15 protein-coding genes and 2 pseudogenes are annotated in these 13,875 nt (G+C 73.2%); 4 read left to right on the top strand and 13 right to left on the bottom strand.

Features of this window, described 5'->3' with window-relative positions; genetic code table 11:
* Positions 1 to 28: 28 nt before the first annotated feature.
* Positions 29 to 1,462, top strand: a complete 1,434-nt coding sequence (locus tag ABZ807_RS11435) for a pyridoxal-dependent decarboxylase (protein ID WP_357155407.1) — start codon at positions 29 to 31, stop codon at positions 1,460 to 1,462.
* A 20-nt stretch (positions 1,463 to 1,482) separates the two neighbouring features.
* Here ABZ807_RS11435 and ABZ807_RS11430 read toward each other — a convergent pair whose 3' ends face one another.
* Entirely contained in the window at positions 1,483 to 1,953 is a 471-nt protein-coding gene (locus tag ABZ807_RS11430) for an Rrf2 family transcriptional regulator (RefSeq protein WP_357155403.1), read from the bottom strand.
* A gap of 223 nt (positions 1,954 to 2,176) precedes the next feature.
* Between ABZ807_RS11430 and ABZ807_RS11425 the strand changes: the two genes are divergently transcribed.
* A complete protein-coding gene (locus tag ABZ807_RS11425) occupies positions 2,177 to 2,641 on the top strand; it encodes a hypothetical protein (RefSeq protein WP_357155401.1) in 465 nt (154 codons plus the stop codon).
* On the opposite strand, the gene ABZ807_RS11420 is transcribed toward ABZ807_RS11425, so the two are convergent.
* The 6 genes and pseudogenes from ABZ807_RS11420 to ABZ807_RS11395 form a co-directional block, all read right to left on the bottom strand.
* Complete coding sequence (locus ABZ807_RS11420; RefSeq protein ID WP_357155399.1) at positions 2,642 to 3,526, bottom strand: acyl-CoA thioesterase II; 885 nt, start codon at positions 3,524 to 3,526, stop codon at positions 2,642 to 2,644.
* Positions 3,523 to 4,971, bottom strand: coding sequence for a pyruvate kinase (pyk, locus tag ABZ807_RS11415; RefSeq protein ID WP_357155397.1), 1,449 nt, complete (start codon positions 4,969 to 4,971; stop codon positions 3,523 to 3,525). Before pyk ends, ABZ807_RS11420 begins: the two co-directional genes overlap by 4 nt.
* Before the next feature lie 333 nt (positions 4,972 to 5,304).
* Positions 5,305 to 5,670 (bottom strand): YciI family protein, encoded by a 366-nt coding sequence (locus ABZ807_RS11410; RefSeq protein WP_357155395.1) that lies wholly within the window; start codon positions 5,668 to 5,670, stop codon positions 5,305 to 5,307.
* Positions 5,671 to 5,865: 195 nt separating this feature from the next.
* Positions 5,866 to 6,663 (bottom strand): annotated as a pseudogene (locus ABZ807_RS11405) (alpha/beta fold hydrolase); the annotation flags it as partial.
* Between the two features lie 257 nt (positions 6,664 to 6,920).
* On the bottom strand, positions 6,921 to 7,112 hold the full coding sequence (locus ABZ807_RS11400) for a DUF397 domain-containing protein (protein ID WP_357155393.1): 192 nt from the start codon (positions 7,110 to 7,112) through the stop codon (positions 6,921 to 6,923).
* Positions 7,103 to 7,354, bottom strand: a pseudogene (locus ABZ807_RS11395) (Scr1 family TA system antitoxin-like transcriptional regulator); the annotation flags it as partial. The gene ABZ807_RS11400 and the pseudogene ABZ807_RS11395, both read right to left, overlap by 10 nt.
* Before the next feature lie 11 nt (positions 7,355 to 7,365).
* Between ABZ807_RS11395 and ABZ807_RS11390 the strand changes: the two are divergent.
* Positions 7,366 to 8,040, top strand: coding sequence for a hypothetical protein (locus tag ABZ807_RS11390; protein WP_357155391.1), 675 nt, complete (start codon positions 7,366 to 7,368; stop codon positions 8,038 to 8,040).
* A gap of 39 nt (positions 8,041 to 8,079) precedes the next feature.
* Here the strand turns inward: ABZ807_RS11390 and ABZ807_RS11385 are convergent, their stop codons facing one another.
* The 4 genes from ABZ807_RS11385 to ABZ807_RS11370 all read right to left on the bottom strand — a co-directional run bounded on the left by ABZ807_RS11385 (position 8,080) and on the right by ABZ807_RS11370 (position 9,897).
* Entirely contained in the window at positions 8,080 to 8,514 is a 435-nt protein-coding gene (locus tag ABZ807_RS11385) for a hypothetical protein (RefSeq protein ID WP_357155389.1), read from the bottom strand.
* Positions 8,511 to 8,957 carry a hypothetical protein gene (locus tag ABZ807_RS11380; protein WP_357155387.1) on the bottom strand — a complete coding sequence of 149 codons (447 nt, stop codon included), beginning with the start codon at positions 8,955 to 8,957 and terminating at the stop codon, positions 8,511 to 8,513. Before ABZ807_RS11380 ends, ABZ807_RS11385 begins: the two co-directional genes overlap by 4 nt.
* A gap of 336 nt (positions 8,958 to 9,293) precedes the next feature.
* Positions 9,294 to 9,557, bottom strand: a complete 264-nt coding sequence (locus ABZ807_RS11375; RefSeq protein WP_357155385.1) for a DUF6244 family protein — start codon at positions 9,555 to 9,557, stop codon at positions 9,294 to 9,296.
* Between the two features lie 121 nt (positions 9,558 to 9,678).
* The gene (locus ABZ807_RS11370; protein ID WP_357155383.1) at positions 9,679 to 9,897 is read right to left on the bottom strand and encodes a winged helix-turn-helix domain-containing protein; all 219 of its coding nucleotides are present in this window, start codon (positions 9,895 to 9,897) and stop codon (positions 9,679 to 9,681) included.
* A 183-nt stretch (positions 9,898 to 10,080) separates the two neighbouring features.
* Between ABZ807_RS11370 and ABZ807_RS11365 the strand changes: the two genes are divergently transcribed.
* Positions 10,081 to 10,254 (top strand): hypothetical protein, encoded by a 174-nt coding sequence (locus ABZ807_RS11365; RefSeq protein WP_357155381.1) that lies wholly within the window; start codon positions 10,081 to 10,083, stop codon positions 10,252 to 10,254.
* A gap of 193 nt (positions 10,255 to 10,447) precedes the next feature.
* Here ABZ807_RS11365 and ABZ807_RS11360 read toward each other — a convergent pair whose 3' ends face one another.
* Both ABZ807_RS11360 and ABZ807_RS11355 read right to left on the bottom strand, forming a co-directional pair.
* Positions 10,448 to 11,095 carry a hypothetical protein gene (locus ABZ807_RS11360; RefSeq protein ID WP_357155379.1) on the bottom strand — a complete coding sequence of 216 codons (648 nt, stop codon included), beginning with the start codon at positions 11,093 to 11,095 and terminating at the stop codon, positions 10,448 to 10,450.
* Positions 11,096 to 13,633, bottom strand: coding sequence for an FtsK/SpoIIIE domain-containing protein (locus ABZ807_RS11355; RefSeq protein WP_357155378.1), 2,538 nt, complete (start codon positions 13,631 to 13,633; stop codon positions 11,096 to 11,098).
* Positions 13,634 to 13,875: the final 242 nt, after the last annotated feature.

The following is a 13,875-nucleotide window of genomic DNA, read 5'->3' as shown; positions in this document are numbered from 1 at the left end:
CCCGGGATCGGTTTGGTCGACTCATCGGATGGCTGAGCACATGGACCCGGAGGAGTTCCGTCGTGCCGGGTACGCGGTGGTGGACTGGATCGCCGACTACTGGACGACGCTCGGGAAGCGACCGGTGACCTCGCAGGACCCGCCGGGCGCGGTGGCCGGGGCACTGCCCGCGGCCCCGCCCGAGCACGGCGAGCCGGTGGCGGCCGTGCTCGCCGACCTGGACACCCTGATCGCGCCCCGGCTGACCCACTGGCAGCACCCCGGGTTCTTCGGCTATTTCCCGGCCAACACCTCGGGCCCCAGCGTCCTCGGCGACCTGGTCAGCTCCGGGCTCGGCGTGCAGGGCATGCTCTGGGCCACCGGCCCGGCCTGCACCGAGCTGGAGACGGTGATGCTGGACTGGCTCGCCGGGCTGATGGACCTGCCGGACCGGTTCCGCTCCAGCAGCTCGGGCGGCGGGGTGATCCAGGACTCCGCCTCCTCGGCCACCCTGGTCGCCACGCTGGGCGCGCTGCACCGGGCCAGCGGGGGCCGGTGGCGCGCGGTGGGCGTCGACCGCCGGTACCGGGCATACACGTCCACGCAGGGACACTCGTCGATCGAGAAGGCGGCGCGGATCGCCGGGCTGGGCGAGGACGGGGTCCGCCCGATCGAGGTGGACCCGCACACCCAGGCGATGCGCCCGGAGGCGCTGCGGGCGGCGATCGAGGCCGACCGGGCCGCCGGGGACTCACCGGCGATCGTGGTGGCCACCATCGGGACGACCTCCACCACCGCCGTCGACCCGCTGCCGGAGATCGGGGCCATCTGCGCCGAGTACGGCGTCTGGCTGCACGTCGACGCCGCGTACGCGGGGGCGGCGGCGGTCTGCCCCGAGCTGCGCTGGTCGCACGCCGGCCTGGAGCACGCCGATTCGTACTGCTTCGATCCGCACAAGTGGCTACTCACCGGCTTCGACTGCGACGCCTTCTGGGTGGCCGACCGGGGTGAGCTGATCGAGGCGTTGACGGTGATGCCGGAGTTCCTGCGCAACGCCGCCACCGAGTCCGGCGCGGTGATCGACTACCGGGACTGGCAGGTGCCGCTGGGGCGGCGTTTCCGCGCGCTGAAGCTCTGGTTCGTGCTGCGCTGGTACGGCGTCGAGGGGCTGCGGGCGCACATCCGCACGGGGGTCGCCCTGGCCGACCGGTTCGCCGGGCGGGTGGCGGCCGACGACCGGTTCGAGCTGGTCGCGCCGCACCCGTTCTCGCTGGTCTGCTTCCGGCTGCGGGCCGGCGACGACGCGAGCGCCGCGCTGCTGGCCCGGGTCAATGGCACCGGCAGAGTGCACCTGACGCACACCCGGGTCGCCAGGCGGTACTCGCTGCGGCTCGCGGTCGGCTCCCCGCTGACCGCCGAGGAGCACGTGGACGAGGCCTGGGAGCTGCTGGCCGCCGCGGCAACCGACCTCCTCGCCGGTTGACACCGCCGGTGCGGCCAGGCTCAGCTCCAGGCGCGCGGATCGGCGGCCAGCTCGGTGATCCGGTCCGGCAGCGCCCCGGCGGCGACGTCGCCGATGCTCACCTGCTCCAGGACCTCCCGCTCGCTGGCTCGCAGCGCGATCCAGACCTCCTGCAACGCCCGGGCCGCGCCGTGGTAGCCGAGCTCCTCGGGACGCTGCCCGCGCACGTGGGCCAGCGGCCCGTCGACGACCCGGATCACCTCCGCCAGGGAGATCTCCGCGGCCGGCCGGGCCAGCCAGTAACCGCCCTCGGGCCCGCGCTGGGCGTGCACGATGCCGCCCCGGCGCAGCTGGAGCAGGATGCTCTCCAGGAACTTCGGCGGGATCTCCTGGGCCCGGGCGATCTGCTCGGCGGTGACCGGGCGGGACCGCCCGGCACTCGCGCCGTCGGCGACCGAGGCCAGCTCGACGGCCGCACGGAGGGCATAGTCGACCCGGGCGGAGAGGCGCATGACGGCAAGGCTAGTCGGCTGACCAGCCCGCCGGGCCGCCGCCCTCCATCGAACGGCTGACCGGTCCGGCGCCTCGCCGGCCGGCGCGCGTCCCACCGCCGGCCGGGCGGCGCCGCGCGGTGGCGCGGCCATGGCACCATACCCGTGTCGCCGGCGTGGGTGCCGGAGGACCACGCACCCTCGCACACGCGAGCACCGCCGGCCGATATGGGCAGCGACAGCGATGCCGGACGTAACGCCGCTGAATCCGCGGGACCCGCGGCAGGCCGGGCCGTATGAACTGCTCGGCCGGCTCGGCGTGGGCGGCCAGGGCGTGGTCTACCTGGGCCGCGACGTGCAGGGCCGGTGGGTCGCGGTCAAGGTGATCAATGTGGACCTGCACCAGCACCCGCGGGCCAAGTCCCAGTTCGCCAAGGAGATCGCCGCCGCCCGGCGGGTGGCGCCGTTCTGCACCGCGCAGATCCTCTTCGCCGACGTCGACGGCGACCTGCCGTACGTGGTGAGCGAGTTCATCGAGGGCGTCACCCTGCAACGGCTCGTACGGGAGCGCGGCCCGGTCGCCGGGAACCCGCTGCACCGGCTTGCCTCCCTCGACCGGATCGCCAAGGCGTCCGCCGGCAAGGCGTTCGACGCCAAGGACCCCGCCACGATCGACGAGGCGTTGGTGAAGGTGGTCAGCAGCTTCTGATCACGCGCCGACGCGGCGCAGCAGGCCCTCCTGCACGGCGCTGGCGATGTGCCGGCCCTCGGTGGTGAACATCCGGCCGGTGGCCAGCCCCCGCGCGCCGGAGGCCGACGGGCTCCAGCAGTCGTAGAGGAACCACTCGTCGGCCCGGAACGACCGGTGGAACCACAGCGCGTGGTCGAGGCTCGCCCCGACCACGCCGCCGGGACCCCAGACCTCGCCGTGCACCGAGAGCACCGAGTCCAGCAGGGTCAGGTCTGAGGCGTACGTGAGTGCGCACGCGTGCAGCAGCGGATCGTCCGGCAGCTTGCCGTCGATGCGCATCCAGACCCGCTGGTACGGGTCGGCGGGGCGGTCGCCGGGGCGTACCCAGCCGGGCTCGCCGACGTAGCGCACGTCGATCGGGCGCGGGATCTGCCCCCAGATGCCGAGCCGCTCCGGGTACCGGGAGAGCCGGTCCGCCATCGTGGGGACGTCGTCCGGGCCGGGCACGTCCGGCGGCGTCGGGGCCTGGTGGTCCAGGCCCTCCTCCTGCCGCTGGAACGAAGCCGACATGAAGAAGATCGGCTGGCCGTGCTGGAGGGCGACCGAGCGGCGCACCGAGAACGACCGGCCGTCGCGGATGTTCTCCACCTGGTACTCGATCGGCTCCGCCGGGTCGCCGGGGCGCACGAAGTAGCCGTGCAGCGAGTGGACGAAGCGTTCCGGGTCGACGGTCCGCCCGGCGGCCACCAGGGCCTGGCCGGCGACCTGCCCGCCGTACACCCGCTGCGGGCCGACCGGCGGGCTCATCCCCCGGAAGGTCATCTCACCGGTGTGGTCGAGGTCGAGGACCTCCAGCAGTTGGTCGACCGCGGCCTGGCCGGCCGGGGGTTGACGCTCGATCACTGCAGGGCCCGCGCGGAGGCCGCGTCGACCAGCGAGCCGAGCTGGTGCACGCGCAGCGTGTTGGTGGAGCCCGGGGTGCCGGGCGGGCTGCCCGCCACGATCACCACGTAGTCGCCGGGGTTGGCCCGGTTGAGGCCGAGCAGCGCCTGGTCGACCTGGCGGAACATGTCGTCGGTGTGCTCGACGAACGGCATCAGGAAGGTCTCCACGCCCCAGCAGAGGGCGAGCTGGTTGCGCACCTCGGGCACCGGGGTGAAGGCCAGCAGCGGCAGGTCGCAGTGCAGCCGGGAGAGCCGCTTGACGGTGTCGCCGGTCTGCGAGAAGGCGACCAGCGCCTTGGCGCCGATGGCCCGCGCGATCGAGGAGGCGGCGACGGTGAGCGCGCCGCCGTGGGTACGCGGGTCGTGCTGGAGCCGGGGCACCCCGATCGAGCCGGACTCGGTGGTGGTGACGATCTTCGCCATGGTGCTGACGGTGAGCACCGGGTACCTGCCGACGCTGGTCTCGCCGGAGAGCATCACGGCGTCCGCGCCGTCGAGCACCGCGTTGGCGACGTCCGAGGCCTCGGCGCGGGTCGGCCGGGAATTCTCGATCATGGAGTCGAGCATCTGGGTGGCCACGATGACCGGCTTGGCGTTCTCCCGGCAGAGCTGCACGGCGCGCTTCTGCACCAGCGGCACCTGGTCCAGCGGGAGCTCGACGCCCAGGTCGCCGCGGGCGACCATGACGCCGTCGAAGGCCAGCACGATCGCCTCGAGGTGGTCCACCGCCTCGGGCTTCTCGACCTTGGCCAGCACCGGGCGGTGCACGCCCTCCTCGGCCATGATCGCGTGCACGAGCTTGATGTCCTCGGCCGAGCGGACGAAGGAGAGCGCGATCATGTCGACGCCCAGGCCGAGGGCGAAGCGCAGGTCCTCGGCGTCCTTCTCGGACATGGCCGGGACGCTGACCGCCACGTTCGGCAGCGAGACGCCCTTGTTGTTGGAGACCGGGCCGCCCTCGGTGACCAGGCACCGGATGTCGTTGCCGGTGACGTCGCTGACCTCGACGGCGACCCGGCCGTCGTCGATCAGGAGCCGGTCGCCCGGCTTCACCTCCTGCGGCAGCTTGCGGTAGGTGCAGGAGACCCGATCCTTGGTGCCGAGGATGTCGTCGCCGGTGATCACCACGGAGTCGCCGGTGCGCCACTCGTGCGGGCCGTCGGCGAACCGGCCGAGGCGGATCTTGGGGCCCTGGAGGTCGGCCAGGACGGCGACCGGGTGCCCGGCGGCGTCGGCCGCCTCCCGCACCAGCCGGTACACCGACTCGTGATCGGCGTGACTGCCGTGGCTGAAGTTGAGCCTGGCCACGTTCATGCCCGCCTCGACGAGCCCCCGGATCCGCTCCGGGGACGAGGTGGCAGGGCCAAGAGTGCAGACGATCTTCGCGCGGCGTGTCACGCCCATCAGGCTAGTCTCTCCTCCGGGTCGACCGGCGGGCCGACCCCTTTCGGACTGCGGAACAGTCGTCCTCCGACGCGCCGCTTGGGGCGCGGGACCGGTGGGCGCGGGGCCGCACCGGGGGACGTCGTGAGTGGCGGGCATCGGCGACCGCGCGCCGGGAATCGTACCGCTCGTGCGCATCCGCCGCCGGAGGCGCTCCCGCCGCGGCTCCGCTCACCCACCGCCGGTGGTGTCCGGCAGCGTGGGTACGGCGGAGAAGACCCTCGAGTCGGCGGCGGCGCGGGAGACGCGCCGCCAGTGGCGGGGAGGTCATCGGGCTCCTCGGCTGCGGCGCCCCTAGCTCTCCGTCTTGGCCAGCGGAAACTCCAGCGAGCCGGCCGGGCAGAGGAAGGTCATCACGTCGACCTGGTAGAGCCCGGCCTGCACGGCGGGGTCGGCCGCCATCACGCTGCGCACGTCGTCGACCGAGCCGGTGCGGGCCAGCCCGAAGCCGATCGGCGGCGCCGGCTCCCGGGCGGGGCCGTCGACCGACCCGGCGACCAGCACGATCCCCCGCCGCTGCAACGCCTGCATGTGCTCGAAGTGCTCGGCCTGCAACCGCTGCACGGTCTCGTCCGGCAGCGCCCGGCCGGCGGCCCCCGGATAGAGCACGATGCACTCGTACGTGTCGAGCGCGAAGTCCAGCTGCGGCGTACCCGTCATGGCGCCCCCTCCCGCGCTGCCGGCGTCGCCCCGCGCCGGTCATCCCGACTCGGCACAGCGTCCCACGCGGGGGCGGCGCACAGCGGGCGCTCCGGCCAACTACCCCGCCGGCGCACCCGGTTGCCGACCGGCTAGGTTGTTCCGCCGTGCCGAACGGGCGGACGGGCCTGTCCCGTCCGCCCGTTCGCCCGTTCGCAGGGCGAAACAGTTGGGCCAGATGGCCGCGTCGGTGAGCACCTGCCGGACCACGGTGTAGGTGGTCCCGTCCAGGACCAGGCCGAGGTGGCCGACCACCCGCAGCGGGCACCAGCCCTGGATCAGCACGTTGGTCGCGCCGTCCGCCAGCGAGGCGTTGTCGATCGGCCAGACCAGCTCGTCCTGCCAGGTCCGTACGGTGGCCCAGCGGAGGGCGCCGGGGGTGTCGTCCCCGTCGTTGAGGGCGGTGAGCAGGTCCGAGCCGACCGACATCTGCTGGCAGGCGACGATGCCGGCGCAGCTGCCGAGGCCGACGAATTTCAGGATGTTGGCGGCGTACGTGCCCTGCTGCGGGCTGCCCAGGCTGACGTAGCGGCCGACGGCGTCGGCGCCGCCGAGGAACTTGACGTACCAGCGGGACACCAGGCCGCCCTCGGAGTGGGCGACGATGTCGACCTTGGCCGCCCCGGTGCTGGCGCGGACCTGGTCGACGTACGTCTTGAAGGCGCGGGCGGACTCGCGGATGTCGCCGAAGCCGAGCCCGGAAAGCTCGTAGATGGAGACCCGGAAGCCGTCGGCGCGCAGCCGGGCGGCGATCGGCTCGTACGCGATGGAGACGCCGATCAGCCCTCCGACGACGATGACCGGATTGGCGTTCGCGGCGGCGGCATTGGTGGTGGTGGACATGGCCACGGCGCCGGCGGTGGCGGCGCGGTCGGGGGCGGCCGCGGCGGCGGTGGCCGGGACGAGCAGTGCGGCGACGGCGGTGGTGGCGGCGAGGATCGTTCGGAGCAGCATGGCTGCACCTCCGGCGGGAGGTACCCGGGGAGCCGGGACGGTGGGCGGGGGGATCCGATCGATCGTGGGATGATGATGCGTGGCGGATTTCACATCCGTCAATGAAAAGTTACGAGCCGGTAACATGATCTCGCACGAGATGCACAAACCGGCCTATCGGACGCGACCGCAGCATCGCCGTCGCCGGCACAGCCAGCCACAACACACCGCGCCCGCCCCGATTCCGGGACGGGCGCTGTTGCGGAAACCGTGGTCGGTCAACCCCTCTCGGGGACCCCGGCGGCGAAAGCCCGCCACACCGCGACAGGGAAGATCAGGACGGGACCGGTCGGATCCTTCGAGTCGCGGACCGCGACCACGCCGGGCAGGTTGTCGGCGACCTCGACGCAGTCGCCGCCGTTGTTGCCGCTCTTCGTGCTCTTGCGCCACCGGGCGCCGGTCAGGTCCATGATCGTGCCGCTTCCCTGATCAGATCCAGGGACCGCCCTCGGGGAAGAGCCTCTCCCCGGATGCGTTCCCACCGTCGATCGAGCGTAGCAATGTCCGCTGCCTGCTCCAGGATCTGCGCCTGCGCCTGACTGTCGACGTGCGCGACCCTGCCACCGTCAATCAACTCGGCGATGGTGAATGGGCCGCCGAGGCCGGAGTACATCCCGACGTCGCTCGGCACGACGTGGATCTGCACGGACGGAAGACCGGGAGATGAATCTTGGACAGACCGTTGGCCTCTTTGCGGCCCAGCTCGGCGAGAAGCTTCTCAAACGTTGGGTGAGCGGCGCAGACCTGGATGTGCGCCTCGCTGTAGCGGTCCTTGTCGCGCTGGAAGTCGTAGTGCAGGAGGAGTTCGCACGGGTCGTCACCGACCAGCAGGCCGCAGAACGATGCCTCGACGGTGAGGAACTTGCTCTCGGCCCGGTCCAACGTCAGCAGGCACTGCAATCCAGCCAGATACCCGTGCGTCCAACGGTGCGCATTCGAATCGGCTGGGAGGTCAGCGGACCGAGCTGGGTGCCGACGACCGCCTGCATTGCCGTGATCCTGGCGACCACCCGCGCGTTGTCGCAGACTGTCTTGTTCAGGAGCGCCTGCATGGTGTCCGCGAACTCTCGGGCCTGCGGCCCGAGCCCACTACGGCTGCGTGTTGCCAATGGACATCCACAACTTCTGAGCCTCAAGAGAGCTGAAGTCGCGTCGGCTCGCCATCTCGGCGAGCTGCTGATAAGTGAGGTGCAGCTTGTCGAGCGCCAGACGAGCGGCTTCCCGCCATTCGACCTGGCTCATCTCGATGACAACTGGTCCAGGCATCTGTGTCGGCGCAGTGGTCATGGTGAGCCTCCCCGAGCTGCACACGGAACCTGCTGGAAGCCCTCATGCTAGCGATGAGAACGCCAATCTTCCACCCGGCGTCACGGAAACTTAGCCCAGAGTGATGATCGATTCCGCAATCGTGAGGGGAGTTCCCGTGTCGAACCGCTCGGGATCCACCCGCAGGTCGACGGCGACGCCGGGCTCGACTAGCCAAAAGGCCTCGGTGCCGTCACTGAAGCCTTCTGCGGCGCCATGTCGAAACGCGATCAGCGCCCAGTCCGCCGGACGCTCGTCGTACTCAACGAGGAAGTCGCGGAGGTTCGCGAGCGTCGTCAACCGCCCTCCCCGGAGCACGTGCACCCGCACGTCGACCCGGTATCCCTCATCAACCGGGCGCTCCCAGACCCGGGTGGTGAACCGTACGCCCTCCCACTCGGTGACGAAGTCCGAGACCAGCTCCCCGATGCCGGGCGGCAGGTAGCCGATCCGGAACCCGTCCAGCTCGTCACCGGCGAGGCCGGAGGAGTCCGGCCCGGAGGTCATTCCGCTACCTCGATCGCCGCCTCCACCTTGTCGAGGTAGTTGAACCACCACTCGCCCTCGGCCTTGGGCTTCGCGGACAACAGATGTGCAGCCACCACGAAGGCGAGCACCACAACGGACTCGGCTGGCAGGCTGTCGATCAGACGCTGACCAGCAAGCACTGCGGCCACGAAGGCGGCGACCTCCCCCGCAGTGACGGAGGACCACGATTCCATCTCCGCGACCTCGCCCGCGAGCGCTCGGATCTGCGGCTCCGAAGGTCTGTCACCAAAGACGTCGATCGTCGCGAACCCGCAGATCGCGATCAGCAGCTCAAGCGCGCCTCGACGGGTCCCTTCATCCGGGAACGCGCGAAGAGCTTCGTCGAACCTGTCAGCGTCGCTCTTGACAGCCCAGTGCAGTGCGTCACGCACCAACTGCTCCACGCGGTCGTCAATCTTCAACTGAGCCTCCCTGATTCCGCCTGCCGGCCTTCCATGCCTTGAAAGAACCCCAACTCGCCACTATGCCGAGAGCTACGCCCGCCACAGCCTTCGGCCAGGCCGGCAGAAACTCGGCCACGCTGGCCCACACGGTTGTCGCGACAGAGCCTCCCAACGCGATGCCCTCGGGAGTGACCGATCGACGCTGACCAGGAGGTGGGGCTTGATCTGCCTCACGCTTCCGGGCCGCGCGGCGCTCGGCGCCTGCCGCCAGCAACTCCCTCGACCGGAGCGGCGCTGGCGCGGATGGCCTGAGCGTTACGGGTGGCTGGCGAGTTGCGCTGCCAGCACCCGAGCTCAATTTCCCAGCGCACGGACCTTGGCGATCGTCTCCTGGACGTGCTGCCGGGCCGGCTCGCCTCCCTGGGTGGCCTGGGTCAGCGCCTGCCGGTACGCGTCGATCATGCCGATCAGCGGGCCGGCGGCCACGCCCTCCAACGCACCGGCGACCAGCGCCCGCGCCTCGGCCGCGTCCTGCGCCGCGGCGGCCGTCTTGGCCTTCGCCTCGTCCAGCTTCTGCGCCGCCGCCGCCAGCCTCGCGATCATCTGCGCTGCGCTCACATGCCCTCCCCCTGGTCGCCTCGCATCGACCGGTCAGCGCCACCGCACCGGCGTCGACCACAAGGGAGCGTACGAGATCCGCGCACCCACCGCGACCACGTGATGACGTACGAGGTATCGACTACCGCTCGGCGACGAACACGCCGACACCCGGCACGCCGACGACCAGTCCTTCGGCCTTCAAGGTCAGCATCGCGTTCCGCACGACGATCGCGGAAACGCCGTGAATCTGGCAGAGCTGCGAGGTGGAAGGCAACTTCTCGCCGGGCGGCAACTCGCCCGAGGCGATCTGCTTACGGATGTGCTCGGCAAGCTCAACCCACTTGGGGCTCGGTGGCATGGCGGTACTCCCTGGTCAGCACCCGTGGAGTTGGTCCTTCCCCACCGCGCAGAGCGCCCGGTCGGCCGGTCCCCTGGACGGCCGGGCGTGCCGGGGCCGACCCGCACGCTGCCCCCGGCCTGACGGAGCAACCAGCACAACAGCAGCGCACCCGAGGAGACCCAACCGACGGGAGACGTACCCGTGGACGACTCGCCCGACCAGTCGGACTTCGTGTCCGCGCAGGACCTCGCCGACGCCGACGACATCCTCTTCGCCCATCCGCCGCGCCGGGTCAGCCGCTGGCTCTGCGGCTGCGACGAGGACTACCCCTGCCCCGACGTGCGCTTCGCCCTCCTGGTCAAGGGGGAACAATGAACGCCGCCGCCTACCGGGCGTACGCCGCGCACCGGATCGACGAGGCGCGTCGGACAATCGACGAACATGCCGTCGAGGCGTACACCGGGGTGTGCCGCAGTTGTGGGCGGCCCGGGCCGTGCGACGAGCAGCGGGCCGCGCGGACCCGACTGGCGCACCACGCCGACAGGGCGGCGGCGTTGGCGCCCAGGGATCAGCGGAGGAAGCGGACGAGCAGCAGGCTGGCGCAGTACGCGGTCGGCACCAGGGCGACGCAGATGACGAAGCCGAGCGGGACGAACCGCGGCGGCTCCACGGTGGCCAGGGCGGGTCGGCCCCAGCGGCCGAGGATCAGCCAGCCGGCGGCGAAGGAGAGTACCGGCAGCCCGGCGCAGACCCAGGCGCCCAGGGTGAAGCCGCTGACCAGTCCCACCCCGGAGGCGACCACCAGGACCAGCATGAGCAGCACCCCGGCGGCGGCGCAGGCGACGTAGACGGCCACCGCCCGGGCCGCCGGTGACCACGTCGGCAGCAGCTCCGGCCGGGCGGCGAGGGCCTCGACCTGCCGGGTCCGCAGGTCGGCCTCGTTGACCAGGCTGCGGGCCTCCTCCAGGACGGCCGCCGGGTCGGCGTCCGGGAGCTGGTCGGCGTTCTCCGGGGCGGCCGGGATGGGCTCGACACCGATCGCCTCGCCGAGCTGGTCCAGCCGCTGGCCCTGGGCGGCGAGCCGCTGACCCAGCTGCGCCACCCCGCCGTGCAGCCGCCGCCGGCGCTCCGCCTCGGCGGTGGCGCCCCGCTCGCCGTCGCGGACCTGCACGGAGAGCTGGCGCACCGCGGCGGCGTACTCCTCGAAGGTGGACACTCAGCGCTCCTCGTCCTCGGGCCGGTGCCCCGGGCGGACGAACGGCACGATCAGCGCGGTCCGCTGCGCGTGCCGGTCCACCAGGAGCGCCCGGTCGGGCCGGGGGGCATACGCCAGATCGGTGACCCCGAGGTGCAGGCCGAGGTCGGCGGCCGGCACGTTGAGCGCCACCAGGCAGGCCACGTCGTCCCGGTTCTGCGAGCCGCCGAGGTCGTCGGCGAGCCGGCGCAGCCCGCGCCACCAGCCGAGCAGGTGCACCCCGTGGCCGGGGCCCTGGCGCAGCAGCGCCCGCAGGTCGTCGTGCCCGGAGCGGAAGGTGTCCGGGTCGGTCCGGGCGAGGGCGGCGCCGGCGGCGTCAGTGCCGAAAACCACCAGGTACGTCCGGCCCCGCTGCCCCGGGTCGGCGGCCAGCTCGCCGATCCGCTGGCGCAGCCCCGCCGCGTCGACCTGGCAGACCGGGTGCCCGGCCGCCTTGATCCCGGCGGCGGTCTCGTCGGCCAGCTCGTCGGCGGCCTCCACCAGCGGCGCGAGCACGAACTCCGCCTCACCCGGGGGGTGCTGGCGGGCCAGGCTCAGCGCGGCGGCCCGCAGCACGTGCGCCGCGGTCGCCGCGGTGCCCACCACCGCCAGATGCCGCCCCGGGGTGGCGTCCAGGGCGAACCGGGCGGGGGTGCCCGCCACGTCGACCGTCCGGCCGACCAGCACCGACGGGCGCCGCCCGCCGGGGCGCAGGGCGGCGGTGGCCGGCTCGTCCTCCAGGTGCGCGGCCTCGTACCCGCGGAAGACCGACGGCGGCGGCGAGCCCTCCGGCCGGGTGTCCCAGAGTTCGTAGCGCAGCCGGGCGACCTGCCGGGCGTCGGCGTGCGCGTCGGGGAAGCGGACCAGCAGGTCCGCGCCGGGCGCGCCGGCGGCGGTGTTGACCACAGCGGTGCCGACCGCGCCGGCGGCAGTGGCGGCGGCGCGCGGGCCGAGCACGGCCTCGCCGCCGGGCAGCGCCACCCGCAGCGCGAACTGCCCGAAGAGCGTGTCGGCGCGGCCGTACAGGGCCTCGATGCCGGTGGTGCTCTGGCTGGCCAGCACCAGGTGTACGCCGTACGAGCGGCCCTTGCGGGCCAGTTCCTCCAGCAGGTCGACGGCCTCCCGGGCCAGCCGGTCGGTGCCGGCGAGCAGCACGTGGAACTCGTCCACCACGGTCACGATCCGGGGCACCGCCGCGTCCACCGGCAGGTCGGCGAGCTTGGTGACCCCGTGCCGCTTGAACTCCTCGGCCCGGCGACCCAGCTCCCGGCGCAGCTCGCGGAGCACGGCGAGGCCGTACTCGCGGTCGGACTCGACGCCGACGGTGCGGGCGTGCGGCAGGAACGACGGGTCCCGCTCGGTGGGAACGAACTCGGTGAAGCTGACGCCTTCCTTGAAGTCGAGCAGCCAGAGCTGGAGTTCGGCCGGGGAGTAGCGGGCGGCCAGTCCGTAGAGGACGTCGACGAGGAAGACGGTCTTGCCGGCGCCGGTGCGCCCGCCGACCAGCCAGTGCGGGGTGGCGTCGTCGAAGGCGAGGGTGACCGGCTCCCGCCCGGCCCGGCCCACCACCGTGCGCAGCCCGGCCCGCGCGGACTCCGTCCAGCGCCGCTCGGGCAGCAGGTCCGCCACGTGCAGCGCCGCGTCGCGCCGCACGGCCGCGGCCAGCCGCCCGGCGAGCGAGCGTACGGCCTCCTGCGGCGGGTCGCCGTCGAGCAGCACGGGTACGGCCAGCCCGGTGCCGTCGTCGCCGAACGGGTGCCCGGGCGGGTCGCCGACCCAGGCGTACCGCTCGTCGAGCCGCAGCGTGGTGGTGGCGCCCAGCGGCGGCGCCTGCCCAGGTGGCGCCGCCGGGTGGCCGGCGAGCAGCACGCAGACCGCGGCGCTGGGCCCGGCGTGGGTGAGCGCGGCGAGCCGGGCCAGTTCGCGCGGGGCGGGGGCGGAAGCCGCGACCACCAGCAGCAGCTCGTGGTCGTCCCGGTCGGCCTGCTGGGCGGCTCGGGCGTGCGCCTCGGCGGCGTCGAGCAGCACGCCGATCTCGGCCTCGGTGGTGGCCGTCGCGCCGAGCACCCCGGCGTCGCGCAGCGGTCGCAGCGGCAGGAAGGTGGCGCCCAGCGCGGCCGGGTCGACGCCGACCACCCGGACGGCGCCCGGCGTGCTGGTGGCGAGCAGCCGCAGCACCAGCACCCGCAGCAGCACCGCCACCCGGGGGTCGCGGGCGTCGGCGCTGACCGCGAGGTGCCGGCCGGCGCCCAGCGGCAGCAGCAGCGGGAACCGGCCGTCGGCGGTGGTGGCGTCGCCGACGCGTACCGGCGCGGGCTCGCCGGCCGGGCGGGTCGCCGGGGCGGTGGGGGCGGTCAGGTCGGTGGCGAGCTGGCCGAGCCGCGCGACGAGGTCGACGGTGCGTTCCGGCGCGGGCTGCCCGGCCAGCCGGTCGAGCAGCGCCCGGGCCCGGGTCCACCGGTCACGGGCCTGCCGGTGGGCGGTGACCGCTTGCCCGTACGCCGACGCGAGCCTGCCCACCGTCTGCTCCCCCACGACGTCCGTCCGGTCGAGGGAACCCTAACGGAGCCGGGCCGGCGACGCACGAGACGGCGACGACCGGGGCCCGGGCGCCCGCGGTGGCACCACCTCCATCGAGGTGGACGGGGCGGGGCTGCGGCTGCGGGCGCTGGCCCTGCCCCCGACGGCGGCGGTCGCCGCCTCCCGGCGAACCCGGCTGGAGACGACAACCGTGCGGGGGGGGCGAGGACGGTATCCGGACG

Origin of the sequence: Micromonospora sp. NPDC047548 (assembly GCF_040642975.1) — a bacterium.
Taxonomy (GTDB): domain Bacteria; phylum Actinomycetota; class Actinomycetes; order Mycobacteriales; family Micromonosporaceae; genus Micromonospora.
The sequence above is the reverse complement of the archived record's forward strand: the minus strand, read 5'-3'. Positions and strand labels throughout refer to the sequence as shown.

What these genes read in the sequence shown, in the direction of transcription:
- ABZ807_RS11435 (WP_357155407.1), top strand. Translation starts at nt 29, where the DNA reads ATGGCTGAGCACATGGACCCGGAGGAGTTCCGTCGTGCCGGGTACGCG.
- ABZ807_RS11430 (WP_357155403.1), bottom strand. Translation starts at nt 1,953, where the DNA reads ATGCGCCTCTCCGCCCGGGTCGACTATGCCCTCCGTGCGGCCGTCGAG.
- ABZ807_RS11425 (WP_357155401.1), top strand. Translation starts at nt 2,177, where the DNA reads ATGCCGGACGTAACGCCGCTGAATCCGCGGGACCCGCGGCAGGCCGGG.
- pyk (WP_357155397.1), bottom strand. Translation starts at nt 4,971, where the DNA reads ATGGGCGTGACACGCCGCGCGAAGATCGTCTGCACTCTTGGCCCTGCC.
- ABZ807_RS11410 (WP_357155395.1), bottom strand. Translation starts at nt 5,670, where the DNA reads ATGACGGGTACGCCGCAGCTGGACTTCGCGCTCGACACGTACGAGTGC.
- ABZ807_RS11400 (WP_357155393.1), bottom strand. Translation starts at nt 7,112, where the DNA reads ATGGACCTGACCGGCGCCCGGTGGCGCAAGAGCACGAAGAGCGGCAAC.
- ABZ807_RS11390 (WP_357155391.1), top strand. Translation starts at nt 7,366, where the DNA reads ATGAATCTTGGACAGACCGTTGGCCTCTTTGCGGCCCAGCTCGGCGAG.
- ABZ807_RS11385 (WP_357155389.1), bottom strand. Translation starts at nt 8,514, where the DNA reads ATGACCTCCGGGCCGGACTCCTCCGGCCTCGCCGGTGACGAGCTGGAC.
- ABZ807_RS11370 (WP_357155383.1), bottom strand. Translation starts at nt 9,897, where the DNA reads ATGCCACCGAGCCCCAAGTGGGTTGAGCTTGCCGAGCACATCCGTAAG.